The sequence below is a fragment of the Paraburkholderia sp. EG304 genome (genome assembly GCF_046543485.1).
GTDB lineage: Bacteria > Pseudomonadota > Gammaproteobacteria > Burkholderiales > Burkholderiaceae > Paraburkholderia > Paraburkholderia youngii.
The window spans coordinates 199374-215831 of record NZ_JBKGUA010000004.1 but is presented as its reverse complement, the minus strand read 5'-3'; the positions used below and the strand labels follow the sequence as shown (position 1 = coordinate 215831).

At 66.2% G+C, this 16458-nt stretch carries 15 protein-coding genes and 1 riboswitch; of the genes, 5 read left to right on the top strand and 10 right to left on the bottom strand.

The features are described from left to right. Window position 1: 1 nt before the first annotated feature. Window positions 2–1408 carry an aminopeptidase P N-terminal domain-containing protein gene (locus ACLFKU_RS07010; protein ID WP_410848599.1) on the bottom strand — a complete coding sequence of 469 codons (1407 nt, stop codon included), beginning with the start codon at window positions 1406–1408 and terminating at the stop codon, window positions 2–4. Between the two features lie 211 nt (window positions 1409–1619). Between ACLFKU_RS07010 and ACLFKU_RS07005 the strand changes: the two genes are divergently transcribed. Further along, window positions 1620–2234 carry a glutathione S-transferase N-terminal domain-containing protein gene (locus tag ACLFKU_RS07005; RefSeq protein ID WP_410848598.1) on the top strand — a complete coding sequence of 205 codons (615 nt, stop codon included), beginning with the start codon at window positions 1620–1622 and terminating at the stop codon, window positions 2232–2234. 88 nt (window positions 2235–2322) lie between these two features. Here the strand turns inward: ACLFKU_RS07005 and lnt are convergent, their stop codons facing one another. The 7 genes from lnt to ACLFKU_RS06970 form a co-directional block, all read right to left on the bottom strand. Then, on the bottom strand, window positions 2323–4080 hold the full coding sequence (gene lnt / locus ACLFKU_RS07000; protein WP_410848597.1) for an apolipoprotein N-acyltransferase: 1758 nt from the start codon (window positions 4078–4080) through the stop codon (window positions 2323–2325). Between the two features lie 119 nt (window positions 4081–4199). Then, window positions 4200–5105 (bottom strand): HlyC/CorC family transporter, encoded by a 906-nt coding sequence (locus ACLFKU_RS06995; protein WP_176105093.1) that lies wholly within the window; start codon window positions 5103–5105, stop codon window positions 4200–4202. Between the two features lie 219 nt (window positions 5106–5324). Further along, entirely contained in the window at window positions 5325–5984 is a 660-nt protein-coding gene (locus tag ACLFKU_RS06990) for a gamma-glutamylcyclotransferase (protein ID WP_410848596.1), read from the bottom strand. Between the two features lie 32 nt (window positions 5985–6016). Next, the gene (ybeY, locus tag ACLFKU_RS06985; protein ID WP_368584012.1) at window positions 6017–6478 is read right to left on the bottom strand and encodes an rRNA maturation RNase YbeY; all 462 of its coding nucleotides are present in this window, start codon (window positions 6476–6478) and stop codon (window positions 6017–6019) included. A gap of 90 nt (window positions 6479–6568) precedes the next feature. Continuing rightward, on the bottom strand, window positions 6569–7648 hold the full coding sequence (locus tag ACLFKU_RS06980; RefSeq protein WP_410848595.1) for a PhoH family protein: 1080 nt from the start codon (window positions 7646–7648) through the stop codon (window positions 6569–6571). 61 nt (window positions 7649–7709) lie between these two features. Beyond that, window positions 7710–9095 (bottom strand): tRNA (N6-isopentenyl adenosine(37)-C2)-methylthiotransferase MiaB, encoded by a 1386-nt coding sequence (miaB, locus tag ACLFKU_RS06975; RefSeq protein WP_410848594.1) that lies wholly within the window; start codon window positions 9093–9095, stop codon window positions 7710–7712. Between the two features lie 166 nt (window positions 9096–9261). Further along, window positions 9262–10215 (bottom strand): LysR family transcriptional regulator, encoded by a 954-nt coding sequence (locus tag ACLFKU_RS06970; RefSeq protein ID WP_368584009.1) that lies wholly within the window; start codon window positions 10213–10215, stop codon window positions 9262–9264. A 109-nt stretch (window positions 10216–10324) separates the two neighbouring features. Between ACLFKU_RS06970 and ACLFKU_RS06965 the strand changes: the two genes are divergently transcribed. The 4 genes from ACLFKU_RS06965 (at window position 10325) to ribB (ending at window position 13954) form a co-directional block, all read left to right on the top strand. Further along, a complete protein-coding gene (locus tag ACLFKU_RS06965; RefSeq protein WP_410848593.1) occupies window positions 10325–10732 on the top strand; it encodes an extradiol dioxygenase in 408 nt (135 codons plus the stop codon). Between the two features lie 26 nt (window positions 10733–10758). Continuing rightward, a complete protein-coding gene (locus ACLFKU_RS06960; protein ID WP_410848592.1) occupies window positions 10759–11925 on the top strand; it encodes an MFS transporter in 1167 nt (388 codons plus the stop codon). A gap of 130 nt (window positions 11926–12055) precedes the next feature. After that, window positions 12056–12763 carry a helix-turn-helix domain-containing protein gene (locus ACLFKU_RS06955; RefSeq protein ID WP_368584006.1) on the top strand — a complete coding sequence of 236 codons (708 nt, stop codon included), beginning with the start codon at window positions 12056–12058 and terminating at the stop codon, window positions 12761–12763. Window positions 12764–12901: 138 nt separating this feature from the next. Then, window positions 12902–13085, top strand: a riboswitch (FMN riboswitch). 149 nt (window positions 13086–13234) lie between these two features. Beyond that, window positions 13235–13954 (top strand): 3,4-dihydroxy-2-butanone-4-phosphate synthase, encoded by a 720-nt coding sequence (gene ribB / locus ACLFKU_RS06950; RefSeq protein WP_410848591.1) that lies wholly within the window; start codon window positions 13235–13237, stop codon window positions 13952–13954. 97 nt (window positions 13955–14051) lie between these two features. Here ribB and ACLFKU_RS06945 read toward each other — a convergent pair whose 3' ends face one another. Together ACLFKU_RS06945 and glpK are read right to left on the bottom strand one after the other, a co-directional pair. Next, window positions 14052–14738: an HAD family hydrolase gene (locus ACLFKU_RS06945; RefSeq protein WP_176105100.1), complete on the bottom strand. Its 687-nt coding sequence runs from the start codon at window positions 14736–14738 to the stop codon at window positions 14052–14054. Window positions 14739–14868: 130 nt separating this feature from the next. Then, window positions 14869–16368: a glycerol kinase GlpK gene (gene glpK / locus ACLFKU_RS06940; protein ID WP_410848590.1), complete on the bottom strand. Its 1500-nt coding sequence runs from the start codon at window positions 16366–16368 to the stop codon at window positions 14869–14871. Window positions 16369–16458: the final 90 nt, after the last annotated feature.

Here is a 16458-nt window from a genome sequence, read left to right as displayed (position 1 = left end):
ATCAGGTCCTCTGTTGATGAACCGCTCGTGCTTCCTGCATCAGCGCCTCGATCTCGTCGGCGGCGACCGGGACGTCGCGCGTAATCAGCTCACAGCCGGTCGGCGTGACGATCGCGTCGTCCTCGATGCGGATGCCGATGTTCCAGTAGCGCTCGGGCACACCCTCGGCCGGGCGCACATACAAGCCCGGCTCGATCGTCAGCGTCATCGACGCGCGCAGCGTGCGCCACGGTAGCGCGCCCGCTTCGTCGCGCGGCGCGCCGCGCTCGCGGTAGTCGCCGCAGTCGTGCACGTCCATGCCGAGCCAGTGGCCGGTGCGGTGCATGTAGAACGGCGCGTAGGCACGCTCGGCGATCACATCGTCGACCGACGCGAACTTCGCGCGCGGCACGATGCCGGTGTCCAGCAGCCCCTGCGACAGCACGCGCAGCGCGGCCTGGTGCGGATCGTCGAAGCTCGCGCCGGCGTGCGTCGCATCGACGGCGGCCCGCTGCGCGGCCAGCACGATGTCGTACAGCTCGCGCTGCGCGGGCGTGAAACGGCCGCTCGCCGGGAACGTGCGCGTGATGTCGGACGCATAGCCGTCGAGTTCGCAGGCCGCATCGATCAGGATCAGATCGCCGTCGCGCGCGATTGCGTTGCCGGCGGGGTAGTGCAGCACGCACGCGTTCGCGCCGGCCGCGACGATCGACGTATAGGCCGGCGCCTGCGCGCCGAACTTGCGGAACGTATAGAGCAGTTCGGCCTCGAGTTCGTACTCGCGGACGCCGGGGCGGCACACCGCCATCGCGCGACGATGCGCGGCCGCCGAAATCTGCCCGGCGCGGCGCATGATCGCGAGCTCGTGGTCGTCCTTGACGAGCCGCATCTCGTCGAGCAACGGCAGCAGGTCGCGCGCGGCCGTGGGTGCGACGGTGCCGCTGCGGCTTTGCGCGCGCACCGCGTCGAGCCAGCCGCGCACCTGCTCGTCCAGATGTGCCGAGCTGCCGAACGCGTAGTGCAGCGCCGGCTTGTCGGCGATGATGCGCGGCAACTGCGTGTCGAGTTCGCCGATCGGGAGCGCGGCGTCGAGCCCGAATGCTTCGCGCGCACCGTCGGGGCCGAAGCGGAAGCCTTCCCACGTCTCGCGCTCGACGTTTTTCTCGCGGCAGAACAGCACCGACGCGGGCGCGCCGGGCGCGGTGCTGGCGTCGAGTACCAGCAGCGCTTCGGGCTCGGTGAAGCCGGTCAGATAATAGAAGTAGCTGTCGTGGCGGTACGGATAGTCAGTATCGCGGTTGCGCAGCGCTTCCGGCGCAGTCGGGACGATGGCGACACCGCCGCCCGCGGCGCGCAGCGCGGCGAGAACGCGCTCGCGGCGCGTGCGGTAGACGTCGATGGCGATGGTGGGTTCGGTCGGCTGGTTCATCGTGCGATTGTAGCGCCGCGTGTCTCCTGGCCCCATTCTCCGCGCGCGACATCGACTCGCTTTGTGCGGATTCCGACGGCGCGGCGGCCGCCGTCATGTTGCAATCCGTCCACAGCGGCTCGGCGGGCAGTTCGCGAAGATGCCGCCAGCACGTTCGCGAAAGGCTTAGACCACTTATACTTTCGCCGGATTCAGAAAAAGGCAGAAGGTCATGATGAAACTCATCGGTTCGCTCGGCAGCCCGTACGTGCGTAAAGCGCGCATCGTGCTCGCCGACAAGAAGATCGACTACGAACTGGTGCCCGAGAACGTCTGGGCGCCGGATACCCGGATTCACACCTTCAACCCGCTCGGCAAGGTGCCGTGCCTAGTGATGGAAGACGGCGAGGCCGTGTTCGATTCGCGGGTGATCTGCGAATACGTCGATACGCTGTCGCCGGTGGGCAAGCTGATTCCGCCGCCGGGGCGCGAGCGCATCGAAGTGCGCTGCTGGGAGGCGCTAGCCGACGGCGTGCTCGACGCGGCCGTGCTGATCCGCCTCGAAAGCACGCAGCGCGCGCCCGAACAGCGCGTGGACGCGTGGGTCGCGCGGCAGCAGCGCAAGATCGACGAAGCGCTGATCACGATGTCGCAGGGACTCGGCAGCAAGCCGTGGTGCGCGAGCAATCACTACACGCTGGCCGACATCGCGATGGGCTGTGCGCTCGGCTATCTGGACTTCCGTATGCCGGAACTGAACTGGCGCGAATCGCATCCGAACCTGGACAAGCACTTCCAGAAGCTGTCGCAGCGGCAGTCGTTCATCGATACCGCGCCGAAGGATTGATGAAGCTCGAATGAGCATAAAAAAATGCGCCTGCATGTCAGGCGCATTTTTTTTTGCGGGTGGTGTTCGTTTGACGTCGGGGCCGGCGTTACCGCTTGCCGTTGCGTCGCCGCGCGATCCCCGGTCCGAACGCGAAACCGATCGCGAGCAGCAGCACCGACACCGCGAGCACCGTGTTGTTGCCGCTCATCACGTAAGGCGTGTTGCCGGCGGTGCCTTGCACGTTGACGTCGAGCGAGCCGACCGTGTATGGCGTGAGGCGCCCGATCACGCGGCCGTTCGCGTCGATCGCGGCCGTCATGCCGGTGTTGGTTGCGCGCAGCATCGGCCGGCCGGTTTCGAGCGAGCGCATGCGCGCGATCTGCAGATGCTGGTCGAGCGCGATGGTGTCGCCGAACCAGGCCAGGTTGGTCGAGTTGATCAGCACGCCGGCGGGCGTCGCGTTCTCGCGCAGCGTTCGCGCGATTTCCTCGCCGAAGATGTCCTCGTAGCAGATGTTCACCGCGACCGGCTGGTTATGCACGATGAACGGCTTTTGCACCGGCGGGCCGCGGAAGAAATCGCCGAGCGGAATGTTCATCAGGTTCACGAACCAGCGGAAGCCCCACGGCACGAATTCGCCGAACGGCACCAGATGGTGCTTGTCGTAGCGATAAATCTCGTCCGAGCGGGGCGTCACGCCGAACAGACTGTTGGTGTAGTCGACCACCCGGCCGTCCGGCGTGATGGTGCCGCCGATCGCGCCGAACAGCAGCGCGCTGCCGGTCGAATCCGAGAACTGGCGGATCGCGGCTGCGAAGTTCGGCGGAAGCTGCTGCGCGAGCACTGGAATCGCGGTTTCCGGCGTGACGATCAGATCTGCCGGCTTCGACGTGATCATCTGCTGATACTCGTCGACCGCCGCGCGCAAGCCGGCTTCCTCGAATTTCATCTCCTGCTTCACGTTGCCTTGCAGTAGCCGCACCGTCAGCGGCGCGTTGGCGGGTGTCGTCCACTGCACGAGCGGCAGCAGCAGGCCGATCACGAGCAGCGCGAGGGCGACGCAGGCTGGCACCGCGATGGCGGCGACGCGCGTGCCGCGGCCTCGCGCGGCGCGGCTGTCGACGTCACCAGCGGCGGCGGCATCCGGCTCGCGCGATTCATTGGCAGACCCGGGGCGCCACGACGGCAGCAGCGCAAGCAACGCCTGCACAATCAATGCGGCCGTCAGCGCGACCATCCAGCCGACGCCATACACGCCGACCACCGGCGCAAACCCCGCCAACGGACCGTCGACTTGCGCATAACCGGTGGCGAGCCACGGAAAGCCGGTGAACACCGTGCCGCGCAGCCATTCGCCGATCGCCCACGCGCTGGCAAAAGCGAGTGCACCGTGCCAGGTCGGCGAGAATGGCGCGCGCTCGTCGGCCGCGCCGTTGCGCGCGTGGCCCGCGCAGAACGACCATATCCCCGCGGCGAGCGCCGGATAGAGGGCGAGATACAGCGAGAACAGCACGAGCGCCGTGCCCGCGAGCGGCGCCGGCATGCCGCCGTAGTAGTGCATGCTCACATACAGCCACCAGACCCCGCTCACGAAGTTGCCGAAGCCGAACGCGCCGCCCGTCAGCGCGGCGCTTTTCCAGCCGGTGCTGCGCGTGAGCCACGCGAAGAAGAACACGAAGATCGCGAGTTGCAGCCAGCCGCCATGCGGCGTCGGCGCGAACGACAGCGTATTGGCCGCGCCCGCGGCCAGTGCGACGAGGTAGTGCCAGCGCGGCAGCGCGCGGCTGCGCGTGACGTCGTCGGTGGGAGCGGGGGCGGCAGCGCTCACGCCGCGGTGCGAGTCGGAAGTGATCGGGTCGGCCATTGTTGCGCGGTCGGCGTCGGAAGTTGAAAGGGTAAATCAGTAGGAAAACGCGTAGACAACATGCGCCTGCAATAACAGCGCGCGGGCGCTCGGGCCGTGCATCGGCCCGAGCCGCCGGCTCAGGTCTGCACGTGCTGCGACTCGCGTTCACGCTGGCCCGCAAGCGGGTCGCGGCGCACCAGCAGCATGTGGATCTGGCGGGCGTCGCCGCGCAGGATCTCGAAGATCAGATCGTCGAGGCGGACCTTCTCGCCGCGATGCGGCACCCGGCCGAAGTGATGCGTGACCAGCCCGCCGATCGTGTCGACTTCTTCGTCTGAATAATGCGTGCCGAAGGTGTCGTTGAACTGCTCGATCTCGGTCAGCGCGCGCACGCGGAAGCGTCCGTCCGGCGACGCGATGATGTTGCCGCTTTCCTCGTCGAAATCGTATTCGTCCTCGATGTCGCCGACGATCTGCTCCAGCACGTCTTCGATCGTGATCAGGCCCGCGACGCCGCCGTATTCGTCGACGACCACCGCGAGGTGGTTACGGTTCACGCGAAAGTCGTGCAGCAGCACGTTCAGCCGCTTCGACTCGGGGATGAACACGGCCGGGCGCAGCATGCCGCGCACGTCGAATTCCTCTTCGGCGTAGTAGCGCAGCAGATCTTTCGCGAGCAGCACGCCGATGATGTTGTCGCGATTGCCCTCATAGACCGGATAGCGCGAATGCGCTTTCTCCAGTACATAGGGGATGAATTCGGCGGGATTGTCCGCGATATTGATCGCGTCCATTTGCGCGCGCGGCACCATGATGTCGCGTGCGCTCAATTCCGAAACCTGGAACACGCCTTCGATCATCGACAGCGAGTCGGCGTCGATCAGGTTGCGCTCGTGCGCGTCCTGCAGAATTTCCAGAAGTTCGGCCCGTGAGTCGGGTTCGGGCGAGATGAAGTCGGTCAGGCGTTCGAGCAGCGAGCGCTTTTCCTGCGGTTTGTCGAGATGGCGTCCGGTATGGCGTCGACTGGGATACGTGTCGTTCATGGTAGTGCGCCCGGCGAGACTGAGCGCGCTGTTACAGAGCGTTAAGGATACACCAGGCACATGGCGGAACCGTGTCCGGCCGGGCCTGGCGATGAGTGAAGCCAAGGTGAAACGGACGCGCCGCGAAGGCGGAGCGTGGAATCATCCTAACCGATTACGCGGGCAAAAGCGCTCGCCGGCAAAAAAGTCGCGGGTGGGGTTTTCGCCGAGATGACGAAATTACACGGCCGGCTTGCAGCGCGCGAGCAGCGCTTCGAGCGCGCGGTCCGGCATCCCGCTTTCGCGCAGCGCATGCACGGTGCGGCTCACGTAATCGAAAGTCGTGCCGTAGCGGCCGCTCGCGCAGCCCAGCACGGTCTGGATGATGTCGTCGCGCAGCTTGCCGGTGTAGCTCGGCACGTCGCGGCGCACCACGAAGGCGAGCGCGTCGACGCGCCGGCCGTCCGCGAGTACGCATGGCAGCCACGCGGGACGGTACGAGCCCATCGGCATTTCGCGGCGCCACAGTGCTTCGAGGTGCGGCATCGAGCCATCGGCCGCGAGCCGGAACGCCATGCCGGTGCACGAGCCGCCGCGATCGAGCGCGAGCACGAGGCCGGGCTGCTCGGGCGTGCCGCGATTCACCCGTGACCACAGATAGAGGCCGCGGTGATAGCCGTGCACCTTCGAGCGCATCGCTTCGACGGTGGGCAGGCCCGGGTTCCAGATCAGCGAGCCATAGCCGAACAGCCACAGGTCGCTCTGGCGGTCCCAGCCGCGCAACGTGCATTCGAGCGACGCGCGCAGTTCGTCGTCCGTCAGAAGCCGCGAGTCGCCGAGCACCGGCGGGTAGTCCGGACAGCGCACGGGGATCTCGGCTTCGGGGGACGGAGTGCTCACGGTGGATTCGGTTGGAGGAGGGGCGGGGACGTCTATTGATAAGGGTCCGGAAAGCCGAGCCGGGCGAGGATTTCGGTTTCGATCGCTTCCATTTCCTCGGCTTCTTCTTCGATTTCGTGGTCGTAGCCCTGTGCATGCAGCGTGCCGTGCACGAGCAGGTGCGCGTAATGCGCGGCGAGCGGTTTGCCCTGCTCGGCGGCTTCCTTCTCGACCACCGGGCAGCACAGAATCAGATCGCCCGTCACCGGGTCGTCTTCCGATTCGGCATAGGCGAAGGTCAGTACGTTGGTCGCGTAATCCTTGCCGCGATAGGTGCGGTTCAGCGTGCGGCCTTCTTCGGCGTCGACGAAGCGAACCGTCAGTTCGCCGTCCGCGAACAGCGCCGCCTTGATCCAGCCTGCCACCGTCGCGCGCGGCAGCAACGCCTTGTGTTCCGGCCAGGCTTTGGCCGCGGGGAATTGCAGGCTCAGTGTTAGTTTTGGGGTGCGGCTCATGCGGATTCTATGCGTGGCGTTCGTGGCTCGGTCGTTTTTTGCGGCGTGGTGGCGAGGCCACGCGGGCCTCGCGCTGCGAAGCGCATCGCTTTAGCGCGGATCGGCCGCGGCGGTCGACTTCTGCGCATGCGCATCGTACGCCTCCACAATTCGCGCGACCAGCGGATGGCGCACCACGTCCGCACTCGTGAAGCGCGTGAGCGCGATGCCGCGCACGTTCCCGAGCACCTGCTGCGCTTCGATCAGCCCGCTCTTCTGGCCGCGCGGCAGGTCGACCTGGGTCGTGTCGCCGGTGACGACCGCCTTCGAGCCGAAGCCGATCCGCGTGAGGAACATCTTCATCTGCTCGGGCGTGGTGTTCTGCGCCTCGTCGAGGATGATGAACGCGTGATTCAGCGTGCGGCCGCGCATGTACGCGAGCGGCGCGATTTCGATCATCTGCCGCTCGAACATCTTCGCGGTTTTGTCGAAGCCGAGCAGGTCGTACAGCGCGTCGTACAGCGGACGCAGATACGGATCGACCTTCTGCGCGAGATCGCCCGGCAAAAAGCCGAGCCGCTCGCCCGCTTCGACGGCCGGGCGCGTCAGCACGATGCGCTTGACCTGGTCACGCTCGAGCGCGTCGACCGCGCAGGCCACCGCGAGGTAGGTCTTGCCGGTGCCGGCCGGGCCGACGCCGAAGGTGACGTCGTGCGACACGATCTGCTTCAGGTAATCGCGCTGCGCCGGCGTGCGGCCGCGCAGATCCGCGCGCCGTGTGTACAGCTTCGGGCCGTATTCCTCGAAATCGTCTTCGCTCGCATTCGCATCGGCGGGCTGGTCGAACGGATGATCGGGGTTGCCTGCGAAGCGCGCGTCGCCGTCGCCGTCGCCATTGCCGTTGCCATTCGAACGATGGCGCGCCGGATGGCGCACTTCGACGAGCGCGAGCTGGATGTCGTCGACCGACAAGGGCTCGCGTGCGCTGTTGTAGAAGTTTTCGAGCGCGGTGAGCGCGAGTTTCGCGCCGCGCCCGCGGATCGTGATGCGGTGGCCACGGCGCTGCAGGGTCACGTCGAGCGCCTGCTCGATCTGCCGCAGATTTTCGTCGAGCGGTCCGCAGAGGTTGGCAAGCCGCGCGTTGTCTTCGCGCGGCGCGGTGAATTCCAGATGCTGCTGAGTGGTCTTCAAGGCGGTGAGTCGATCCTGTCGGTTGCGATACTCAGAATGTCGGTCAGTGCGCTCAGTGTGCTCAGTGCGTGACGGCGGCGCTGTCGTCGTGGACCATCACGAGTTCGCCACGCAGCGAGTGCGGGTACGCGTGCACGATCTTCACATCGACCATCTGGCCGATCAGCCGTGCATGCGACGCGACCGGCGCCGGGAAATTGACGACGCGGTTGTTCTCGGTGCGGCCCGCGAGCTCGTTCGGGTCCTTGCGCGCCGGGCGCTCGACCAGAATGCGCTCGACCTTGCCGACCATCGCGTCGCTGATGCGCTGCACGTTCTCTTCGATCGTGGCCTGCAGATGCTGCAGGCGTTTGAGCTTCACCTCGCGCGGCGTGTCGTCGTGCAGGTTCGCGGCCGGCGTACCGGGGCGCGGGCTGTAGATGAACGAGAAGCTCGTGTCGTACTTCATCTCTTCGACGAGCGCCATCATCTTCGCAAAGTCTTCCTCGGTCTCGCCGGGGAAGCCGACGATCATGTCCGTCGATAGCGACAGATCAGGGCGGATCGCGCGCAGCTTGCGGATCACGGACTTGTACTCGAGCACGGTGTAGCCGCGCTTCATCGCCATCAGGATGCGGTCGGAGCCGTGCTGTACCGGCAGATGCAGGTGGCTGACGAGCTTCGGCACCTTCGCGTAGGTATCGATCAGGCGCTGCGTGAATTCCTTCGGATGCGACGTCGTGTAGCGAATCCGTTCGATGCCGGGGATGTCCGCGACGTATTCGATCAGCGTCGCAAAGTCGGCGATCTCGGTCGAGCCCACGGTCAGCGCGCCGCCGAATTTTCCACGATAAGCGTTCACGTTCTGGCCGAGCAGCGTGACTTCGCGCACGCCCTGGTCGGCGAGACCGGCGATTTCGGTCAACACGTCGTCGAGCGGACGCGACACTTCCTCGCCGCGCGTGTACGGCACCACGCAGTAGCTGCAGTACTTGCTGCAGCCTTCCATGATCGACACGAACGCGCTCGGACCTTCGACGCGCGCCGGCGGCAGGTGATCGAACTTCTCGATTTCGGGAAACGAAATATCGACCTGCGCGCGGCCGCTCGCGCGGCGCTCGTCGATCATTTGCGGCAGGCGGTGCAGCGTTTGCGGACCGAACACGATATCGACGTACGGCGCGCGCGCCACGATCGATGCGCCTTCCTGGCTAGCGACGCAGCCACCCACGCCAATGATCAGATTCGGATTCGCGTCCTTCAGCTCGCGCACGCGGCCGAGGTCGGAGAAGACTTTTTCTTGCGCTTTTTCGCGCACCGAGCAGGTATTGAACAGGATCACGTCGGCATCTTCCGGCGTGTCGGTCTTGACGAGTCCTTCAGCGGCACCGAGCACGTCGACCATCTTGTCGGAGTCGTACTCGTTCATCTGGCAGCCAAAGGTCTTTACATAAACTTTCTTGGTCATCGAATTTCGCCGGTCGCAGTGGTTAACCTGGGGGCGTCGTAAAAAGGTGAAGGAGGCCGCGGCGCGCGGCAGCGCGGCGCGTGATGGCCGGCTTGCGCGCGTCTTCGCAGCGTAACTGCATATTATAGCCCTTCACGCTGCGGGGGTTTTGGCGCTCACTGGGCTCTCACTGGGCGCTCACTGGCCGGTCCGGCGGCAGTCCCAACAGGCGTTCCAGTTCATCCGACACCTGCGCGAAGCGCTCGGCGAGGAAATCGAGCAGCACGCGTACGCGCGGCGCCATGAAGCGGTTGCGGTGATACAGCGCGTGCAGCGGCGCGTCCGGGTAGCGCCACTCCGGCAGCAGGATCTTCAGGCGGCCGGCGCGCAGGTCCGCTTCCACGTCCCACATCGATTTGATCGCAATGCCGTAGCCGCGCAACGCCCATTCGCGCGCGACCGCGCCGTCATTGGTTTCGCGCGCCGCTTCGAACGGCACGCTGTAGTGCTGCACCTCGTCGCCGCGCGTGAAGCGCCATTCGCTGGCCGGCCCCGATGTGGTACCGAGCACGATGCAATCGAAATTGGCGAGGTCGAGCGGGTTTTTCGGCTCGCCGCGACGCCCGATGTATTCCGGCGATGCACACAGCACGCGCCGGTTCGGCGCGAGCCGGCGCGCAACCAGCGAGCTGTCCTGCGGCACGCCGAAGCGGATCGCCAGATCGATGTCTTCCTGCACGAGATTGGCCAGCGCATCGGACAGCGTCAACGCGAACGTCACGTCCGGGTACAGCGCGTTGAATTCGTCGAGCCAGTGCATCAGCAGATTGCGGCCGAAGTCCGAAGTCGCCGACACCCGCACCTTGCCGCGCACGACGCCCTGGCCCGCTTGCAGCGCGGCTTCGGCGTCGTCGAGCGATTGCAGCGCCTGGCGGCAGCAGTTCAGGTAGAGGCGGCCTTCGTCGGTGAGCCGAAGTTGCCGGGTGGTGCGCTCGAACAGGCGCGCTTTGAGCCTCGCTTCCAGTTTCGCGAGCCGCGCGCTCGCCGCGGCGGGCGTCAGACCCATCTTGCGGCCCGCCGCCGAGAGGCTGCCTTGCTGCGCCGCTTCGACGAAGAGGCGGATGTCGCCGAGGTTATCCATCGCTGGCTTTCAAGTGGGATTTGAAAATGCTTCAAATGCTACGCCAATTATCAAATCGGGGCGGCGCCGCGACAATGCAGCCGTCGAAACTCCGCTGCTGTCCTTAGCCATGCAACTCGATCACGCGACCGTCGTCACCGCCGAGCTCGATTCGGCCCGACGTTTCTTCGTCGATATCGCCGGGCTTACCGACGGCGCGCGCCCGTCGTTTTCCGTCGACGGCTACTGGCTGTACGCAAGCGGCCGCCCGCTCGTGCATCTGATCGGCGCGCCGGCTTCCGGCGCGGTGGGCCGCATCACGCCGCGCGTCGATCACATCGCCTTTCGGCTCGATAGCGCGGGCGACTGGCAAGCGTTGCTCGAGCGGCTCGACGCGCACTACATCGGCTATCAGACCGCGCAGGTGCCGGCGAGCGCCGCGCAACCGGCGGAGCGGCAGTTGTTCGTCGCGCTCGCGCCGGGCGTCGTCATCGAATTCGTCACGGCGGCGCGCCAGACCATCCAGCCCGAGTCCTGATCCAACCTCATTCCCGGAGCAGAAAAATGCCCATTCCATTACTCGCGCTCGCGATTAGCGCATTCGCGATCGGTACGACCGAATTCGTCATCATGGGCCTGTTGCCCGAGGTTGCGCGCGATCTGGCCGTGTCGATTCCGTCCGCGGGCCTGCTCGTCAGCGGCTATGCGCTTGGCGTCGCGGTCGGCGCGCCACTGCTCGCGGTGATCACGAGCAGGATGTCGCGCAAATTCGCGCTGCAACTGCTGATGGGTGTGTTCGTCGTCGGCAATGTGCTGTGCGCGCTGGCGCCGAGCTATTCGGTGCTGATGATCGCGCGCGTCGTGACCTCGTTCGCGCACGGCTCGTTCTTCGGCATCGGTGCGGTGGTCGCCGCCTCGCTCGTGCCGGCCGACAAGCGCGCGAGCGCGATCGCGCTGATGTTCACGGGCCTGACGCTCGCCAACGTGCTCGGCGTGCCGTTCGGCACCTTCATCGGCCAGCAGTTCGGCTGGCGCGCGGCGTTCTGGATCGTCAGCGGTTTCGGCGTGCTGTCGCTCGCGGGCATCAGCGCGCTGGTGCCGAACCGCCACGACACCGGGCCGGCCGGCCTCGGCCACGAAGTGCGCGTGCTGAAAGACCCGCAAGTGTGGACCGCGCTCGCAATGACGGTGCTCGGCTTCGGCGGCGTGTTCGTCGTGTTCACGTATATCGCGCCGATCCTCGAGCAGGTGAGCGGCTTCTCGCCGCGTGGCGTGACGCTGGTCCTCGTGCTGTTCGGCGTGGGCCTGACGGTCGGCAACATGGTCGGCGGCAAGCTCGCGGACCGTGCGCTGATGCCGTCGCTGATGGGCATCCTCGCCGTGCTCGCAGTCGTGATGGCGTTCTTCGCGCGCACCAGCCATTCGCCGCTGGCCGCCGCGGTCACGGTATTCGTGTGGGGCATCGCGGCGTTTGCGACGGTACCGCCGCTGCAGATGCGCGTGGTCGAGAAGGCGGCCGCCGCGCCGAATCTCGCGTCGACGCTGAACATCGGTGCGTTCAATGTCGGTAATGCGGCGGGTGCGTGGCTCGGCGGTCTCGTGATCAATCACGGTCACGCGCTCGATACCTTGCCTTGGGTCGCCGCCGCGGTCAGCGTCGCCGCGCTGCTGCTCACATGGTTCGCGGCGCGGATGGATGCGCCGGCGCGCGCGCTCGCGCAAAGCACGTAAGTCGTCAGTTGCTTGCCTCTGCGATGCTGATAACAGTGTGAAGATAACTTCGTTGGGCGCGGCGAAAGCCGATGCTATCTTGCCTCCACTTACTGCTCTTGCGCCGCCGGGCGGCGCTCTGGAGGCCAATATGCATTCCCCGCTCGCGCTGGTCCGCGATCCTTCGGCCGATGCCGATACCAACGCCGCTCCGCGCTCCGCCGAACCGTTCGATGCGCTCGAACAGCTGGTCGGCGTGAATCTGGCGCGGCTGCGCGCCGAACGGCAGCTTTCGCTCGATGCGCTGGCGCGCGCGTCCGGCGTATCGCGCGCGATGCTCGCGCAGATCGAGTCGGCGCGCAGCGTGCCGTCGATCAAGGTGTTGTGCAAGGTGGCGGCGGCGCTGAAGGTGTCGGTGGCGGCGTTCCTGCGGCGTCACGCGACCAACGGCTTCGAGCATCTGCCGGCCGAGCGTTCGGCCCGCGTGGTCAGCGCGAACGGGCGCTACTCGGTGCGCCCACTGTATCCCGACGACGAGTCGATCGCCGCCGAGTTTCACGAACTGCGGATCGCGCCGCTGCATACGGAGGCGGGCATTCGCCGCGCGCCGGGCACGACGGTGAATCTGGTGGTCAGCGACGGCACGCTCGAAGTCAGCGTGCACGACCAGCGCCAGCTGCTCGCGACCGGCGACGCGATCGTGTTCGACGCCGACCAGCCGCACAGCCTGCGCAATCCCGGCGACACCGAGGCACGCGCGTTTCGCGTGACGCTGCGGGCTGAGACGCCGCCGCGCTGGGAAGTGCGGGCCGCGAGCGCCGCACGCGATGAAGCTGCACGCGAAGGCGTACCGGGTTGAGGATCGACGGCGTTCGAGGTTCTGGCGCAGGTCAGGGCGTCGATGCAGGGCCAACGCCGTCAGTAGGCTCTTTATTCGTCGCGCTGCAGCGCTCGCGCGACTGTTGTATGCTTCGCCGGCCGGTCAAACCGGCAATCAGTGCGTCTTCAGGGCGGGGTGCAATTCCCCACCGGCGGTAGGCCGGCAGCGCGACAGCGTGAGCCGGCAAGCCCGCGAGCGCCCGCATCGAGTGGTCTACGCAGTAGCGCAGACCGCGGCGGGGTCAGCAGATCTGGTCAGAAGCCAGAGCCGACGGTCATAGTCCGGATGGAAGAAGATGTGCAGATAGTCATGTGCGTTCCGCGATGCCGCCCGTAGCCTGGGCGGCCGATCATCGTCCGCTTTCGTGCGGCGTGCCAGGCGGCAGCGTGTCAGTCTGTTTGCAATGCCCTGAAACGTTTCTCGCCCAACTTTTGCGATGAGCGTTTCAACATGTCCTTTGCTACTTTTCCCGCTCCGTCGACGATCGCAGACGATGCCTTCGCCGATCTCCCTCTGCTTGCCACCGAAGCCGTTCCGCCGCGTATCGCCGCCGCCTTGCAGGCGCTGCGCGACGGTCGCGCCGTGGTGCTGCAGGACGACCACGACCGCGAGAACGAAGCCGATCTGATCGTCGCGGCCGAGCGCCTGTCGGTCGAAACGATGGCGCTGCTGATCCGCGAATGCAGCGGCATCGTGTGTCTGTGCCTGCCCGACGACAAGATCCGCGCGCTTGAACTGCCGCCGATGGCCGTCAACAACGAAAGCCGTCACGGCACCGCGTTCACGGTGTCGATCGAAGCGCGTGAAGGCGTCAGCACCGGCGTGTCCGCGCAGGATCGCGTGACCACGATCCGCGCGGCGATCGCCGATACGGCCAAGCCCGCCGACATCGTGCGCCCGGGCCACGTGTTCCCGCTGCGCGCGATGCCCGGCGGCGTGCTGGCGCGGCGCGGCCACACCGAAGGCACCGTCGATCTCGCGATCCTCGCGGGCCTAAAGCCGGCCGGCGTGCTGTGCGAACTGATGAACGCCGATGGCACGATGACGCGCGGCGCGGACGTCGAGCGCTTTGCCGCGCAACACGATCTGCCGATGCTGACGATCGCCGAGCTGGTCGAGTTTCGCGAGACGCTCGCGCAGGTGCGCGAGGGTGTGTTGGCCGAGGCTTGACGGACCATCATCCTTCGAGCGGCACGCGGTCCCATCACGCAAAAAGCCGGTTCTTCGCAAGAAGAACCGGCCTTTTTATCGGCGTTGCGCGAAGCCGCTACGACTGCACGTCGCCGAACTCACCGCGCACGCCCGCGTCGATCAGCGCCGGCAGTTCATCCATGTGCTTGATGATTCGCGTGATGCCCATCGCGCGCAGCGCATCCGCATAGCCGTCCGGAATATGGCTCGCGCCGACGAAGGCGATCGTCTTCATGCCGGCCGCGCGGGCCGCGTTCAGGCCCGAGACGCTGTCCTCGACGACGAGGCAGCGCGCCGGTTCGACGCCGAGCGAGGTGGCCGCGAACAGATAGACATCGGGATAGGGCTTCGGCCGCGCGACCTGCTCGGCGCTGAACACGCGCTCGCCGAAAATCTGCTGCAGACCCGCACGCCGCACCGATGCGCTGACGCGCGTCATGCGGCTGTTCGACACGACGGCGGCCGGCAGTGTGACGCGTTGGAGCGCGTCGCGCACACCGTGGATCGGACCGAGCGACGCGGCAAGCGCGAGCTCGACGTTGTGCTCGATCGTATCGAGGAAGTTCGCGGGCAGCGTGATGTCGAACTGCTTTTCGAGGCCGGCGAGAAAGCGCGAAGTTTGCTGGCCGAACGCGGTTTTGATGACAGGGGCGAAATCGATGCCGGGGAAGGTGGCCGTCAGCGTGTCGAACATCACGCGATCGGCGATGACTTCACTGTCGACGAGCACGCCGTCGCAGTCACAGATGAGGTGGTCGATCATGCCTGAAAAACGATAAGCGCAACGCGCGCGGGCGGCGGGTTGCAAGCCCGCTCGTCGGGGTGAAAAGCGTCATCATACGTGCTTTCTGACCACGTTCTTTCGATGTTCTGCCGCCCGCAGACTTATGGCCTTATGGTGTATCGGCCCAGGCCTTCGCCGCGCGGATCGCGCGCTGCCAGCCATCGAGGCAGGTCCTGACCTCCGCGTGCGGCAGCGCTGGCGTGAAGCGATGCTCGAGCTTCCACTGGCTTTTCAACTCGTCGATGTCCTTCCAGTAGCCGACCGCGAGACCGGCCAGATAGGCCGCGCCGAGCGCGGTCGTCTCCGACACCTGGGGGCGCACCGTGTCGACGCCGAGGATGTCGGCCTGGAACTGCATCAGCAGATTGTTCGCGCAGGCGCCGCCATCCACGCGCAGCTCGCCGATGCGAATGCCCGAGTCGGCTTCCATCGCCTTCAGCACGTCGAGCGATTGATACGCGATCGAATCGAGCGCCGCACGCGCGATATGCGCGGAGGTCGTGCCGCGCGTGACGCCGAACAGCGTGCCGCGGGCGCGTGCGTTCCAGTGCGGCGCGCCGAGGCCGGCGAACGCCGGCACCAGATACACGCCGTCGCAATGCCGCACGCTGCGCGCGAGCGTTTCGATTTCGGCCGCGTTCTTGATGATGCCGAGGCCGTCGCGCAGCCACTGCACCACCGCGCCGGCGATGAAGATGCTGCCTTCGAGCGCGTAGTCGATACGATCGCCGATCTGCCAGGCGATCGTCGTCACCAGATTGTTCTTCGATTCGATCGGTTTGGTGCCTGTGTTCATCACGAGGAAGCAGCCGGTGCCGTAGGTGTTCTTGACCATGCCGGACTCGGTGCACATCTGGCCGAACAATGCAGCGTGCTGATCGCCGGCGATGCCCGCGAGCGGAATCTTCGAGGCGAACACGGTGGTCACCGTCGGTCCGTACACCTCCGACGACGGCCGCACTTCCGGCAGCATGCTGCGCGGAATATCGAGCGCGGCGAGCAGTTCGTCGTCCCACTTCAGCGTGTGGATGTTGAACAGCATCGTGCGCGACGCGTTGGTTACGTCGGTGATGTGCAACGCGCCCTTCGTGAAATTCCACATGAGCCAGCTGTCGACGGTGCCGAACGCGAGCCGGCCCTGTCGCGATTTTTCGCGCGCGCCTTCGACGTTGTCGAGAATCCAGCGGATTTTGGTCGCCGAGAAGTACGAGTCGATCGGCAGACCGGTCTTTGCGCGCACGCTCGCTTCGAGACCTTGCGCTTTCAGTTCGTCGCAGAAGTCGGCGGTGCGGCGGTCCTGCCAGACGATCGCGTTGTAGATCGGATGGCCGGTTTCGCGATCCCACACGATCGTGGTTTCGCGCTGGTTCGTGATGCCGATCGCCGCGATCGACGGGCCGTTCATGCCGGCTCGCGTGACCGCCTCGGCGGCGACGCCGGCCTGGCTCGACCAGATTTCCTGCGGATTGTGCTCGACCCAGCCCGGCTGCGGGTAGATCTGCTGGAATTCCTTTTGCGCGGTCGACACGACGTTGCCGCGCCGGTCGAACAGCATCGCGCGCGAGCTCGTTGTGCCTTGGTCAAGCGCGAGGACGTACTGATCCTGCATTGTCTCTTCTCCATGCATGTTACGGATCGCCGGATCGTTTGGCCGGCGATGCGGGCGGCGTGTTGTTGTGAGCGGGCCGCCATAGTGTGA

Excerpts from the sequence above, each read along its gene's own strand:
- ACLFKU_RS07010 (WP_410848599.1), bottom strand. The coding sequence starts at position 1,408 with ATGAACCAGCCGACCGAACCCACCATCGCCATCGACGTCTACCGCACG.
- ACLFKU_RS07005 (WP_410848598.1), top strand. The coding sequence starts at position 1,620 with ATGATGAAACTCATCGGTTCGCTCGGCAGCCCGTACGTGCGTAAAGCG.
- lnt (WP_410848597.1), bottom strand. The coding sequence starts at position 4,080 with ATGGCCGACCCGATCACTTCCGACTCGCACCGCGGCGTGAGCGCTGCC.
- ACLFKU_RS06995 (WP_176105093.1), bottom strand. The coding sequence starts at position 5,105 with ATGAACGACACGTATCCCAGTCGACGCCATACCGGACGCCATCTCGAC.
- ybeY (WP_368584012.1), bottom strand. The coding sequence starts at position 6,478 with ATGAGCCGCACCCCAAAACTAACACTGAGCCTGCAATTCCCCGCGGCC.
- miaB (WP_410848594.1), bottom strand. The coding sequence starts at position 9,095 with ATGACCAAGAAAGTTTATGTAAAGACCTTTGGCTGCCAGATGAACGAG.
- ACLFKU_RS06970 (WP_368584009.1), bottom strand. The coding sequence starts at position 10,215 with ATGGATAACCTCGGCGACATCCGCCTCTTCGTCGAAGCGGCGCAGCAA.
- ACLFKU_RS06965 (WP_410848593.1), top strand. The coding sequence starts at position 10,325 with ATGCAACTCGATCACGCGACCGTCGTCACCGCCGAGCTCGATTCGGCC.
- ACLFKU_RS06960 (WP_410848592.1), top strand. The coding sequence starts at position 10,759 with ATGCCCATTCCATTACTCGCGCTCGCGATTAGCGCATTCGCGATCGGT.
- ACLFKU_RS06955 (WP_368584006.1), top strand. The coding sequence starts at position 12,056 with ATGCATTCCCCGCTCGCGCTGGTCCGCGATCCTTCGGCCGATGCCGAT.
- ribB (WP_410848591.1), top strand. The coding sequence starts at position 13,235 with ATGTCCTTTGCTACTTTTCCCGCTCCGTCGACGATCGCAGACGATGCC.
- ACLFKU_RS06945 (WP_176105100.1), bottom strand. The coding sequence starts at position 14,738 with ATGATCGACCACCTCATCTGTGACTGCGACGGCGTGCTCGTCGACAGT.
- glpK (WP_410848590.1), bottom strand. The coding sequence starts at position 16,368 with ATGCAGGATCAGTACGTCCTCGCGCTTGACCAAGGCACAACGAGCTCG.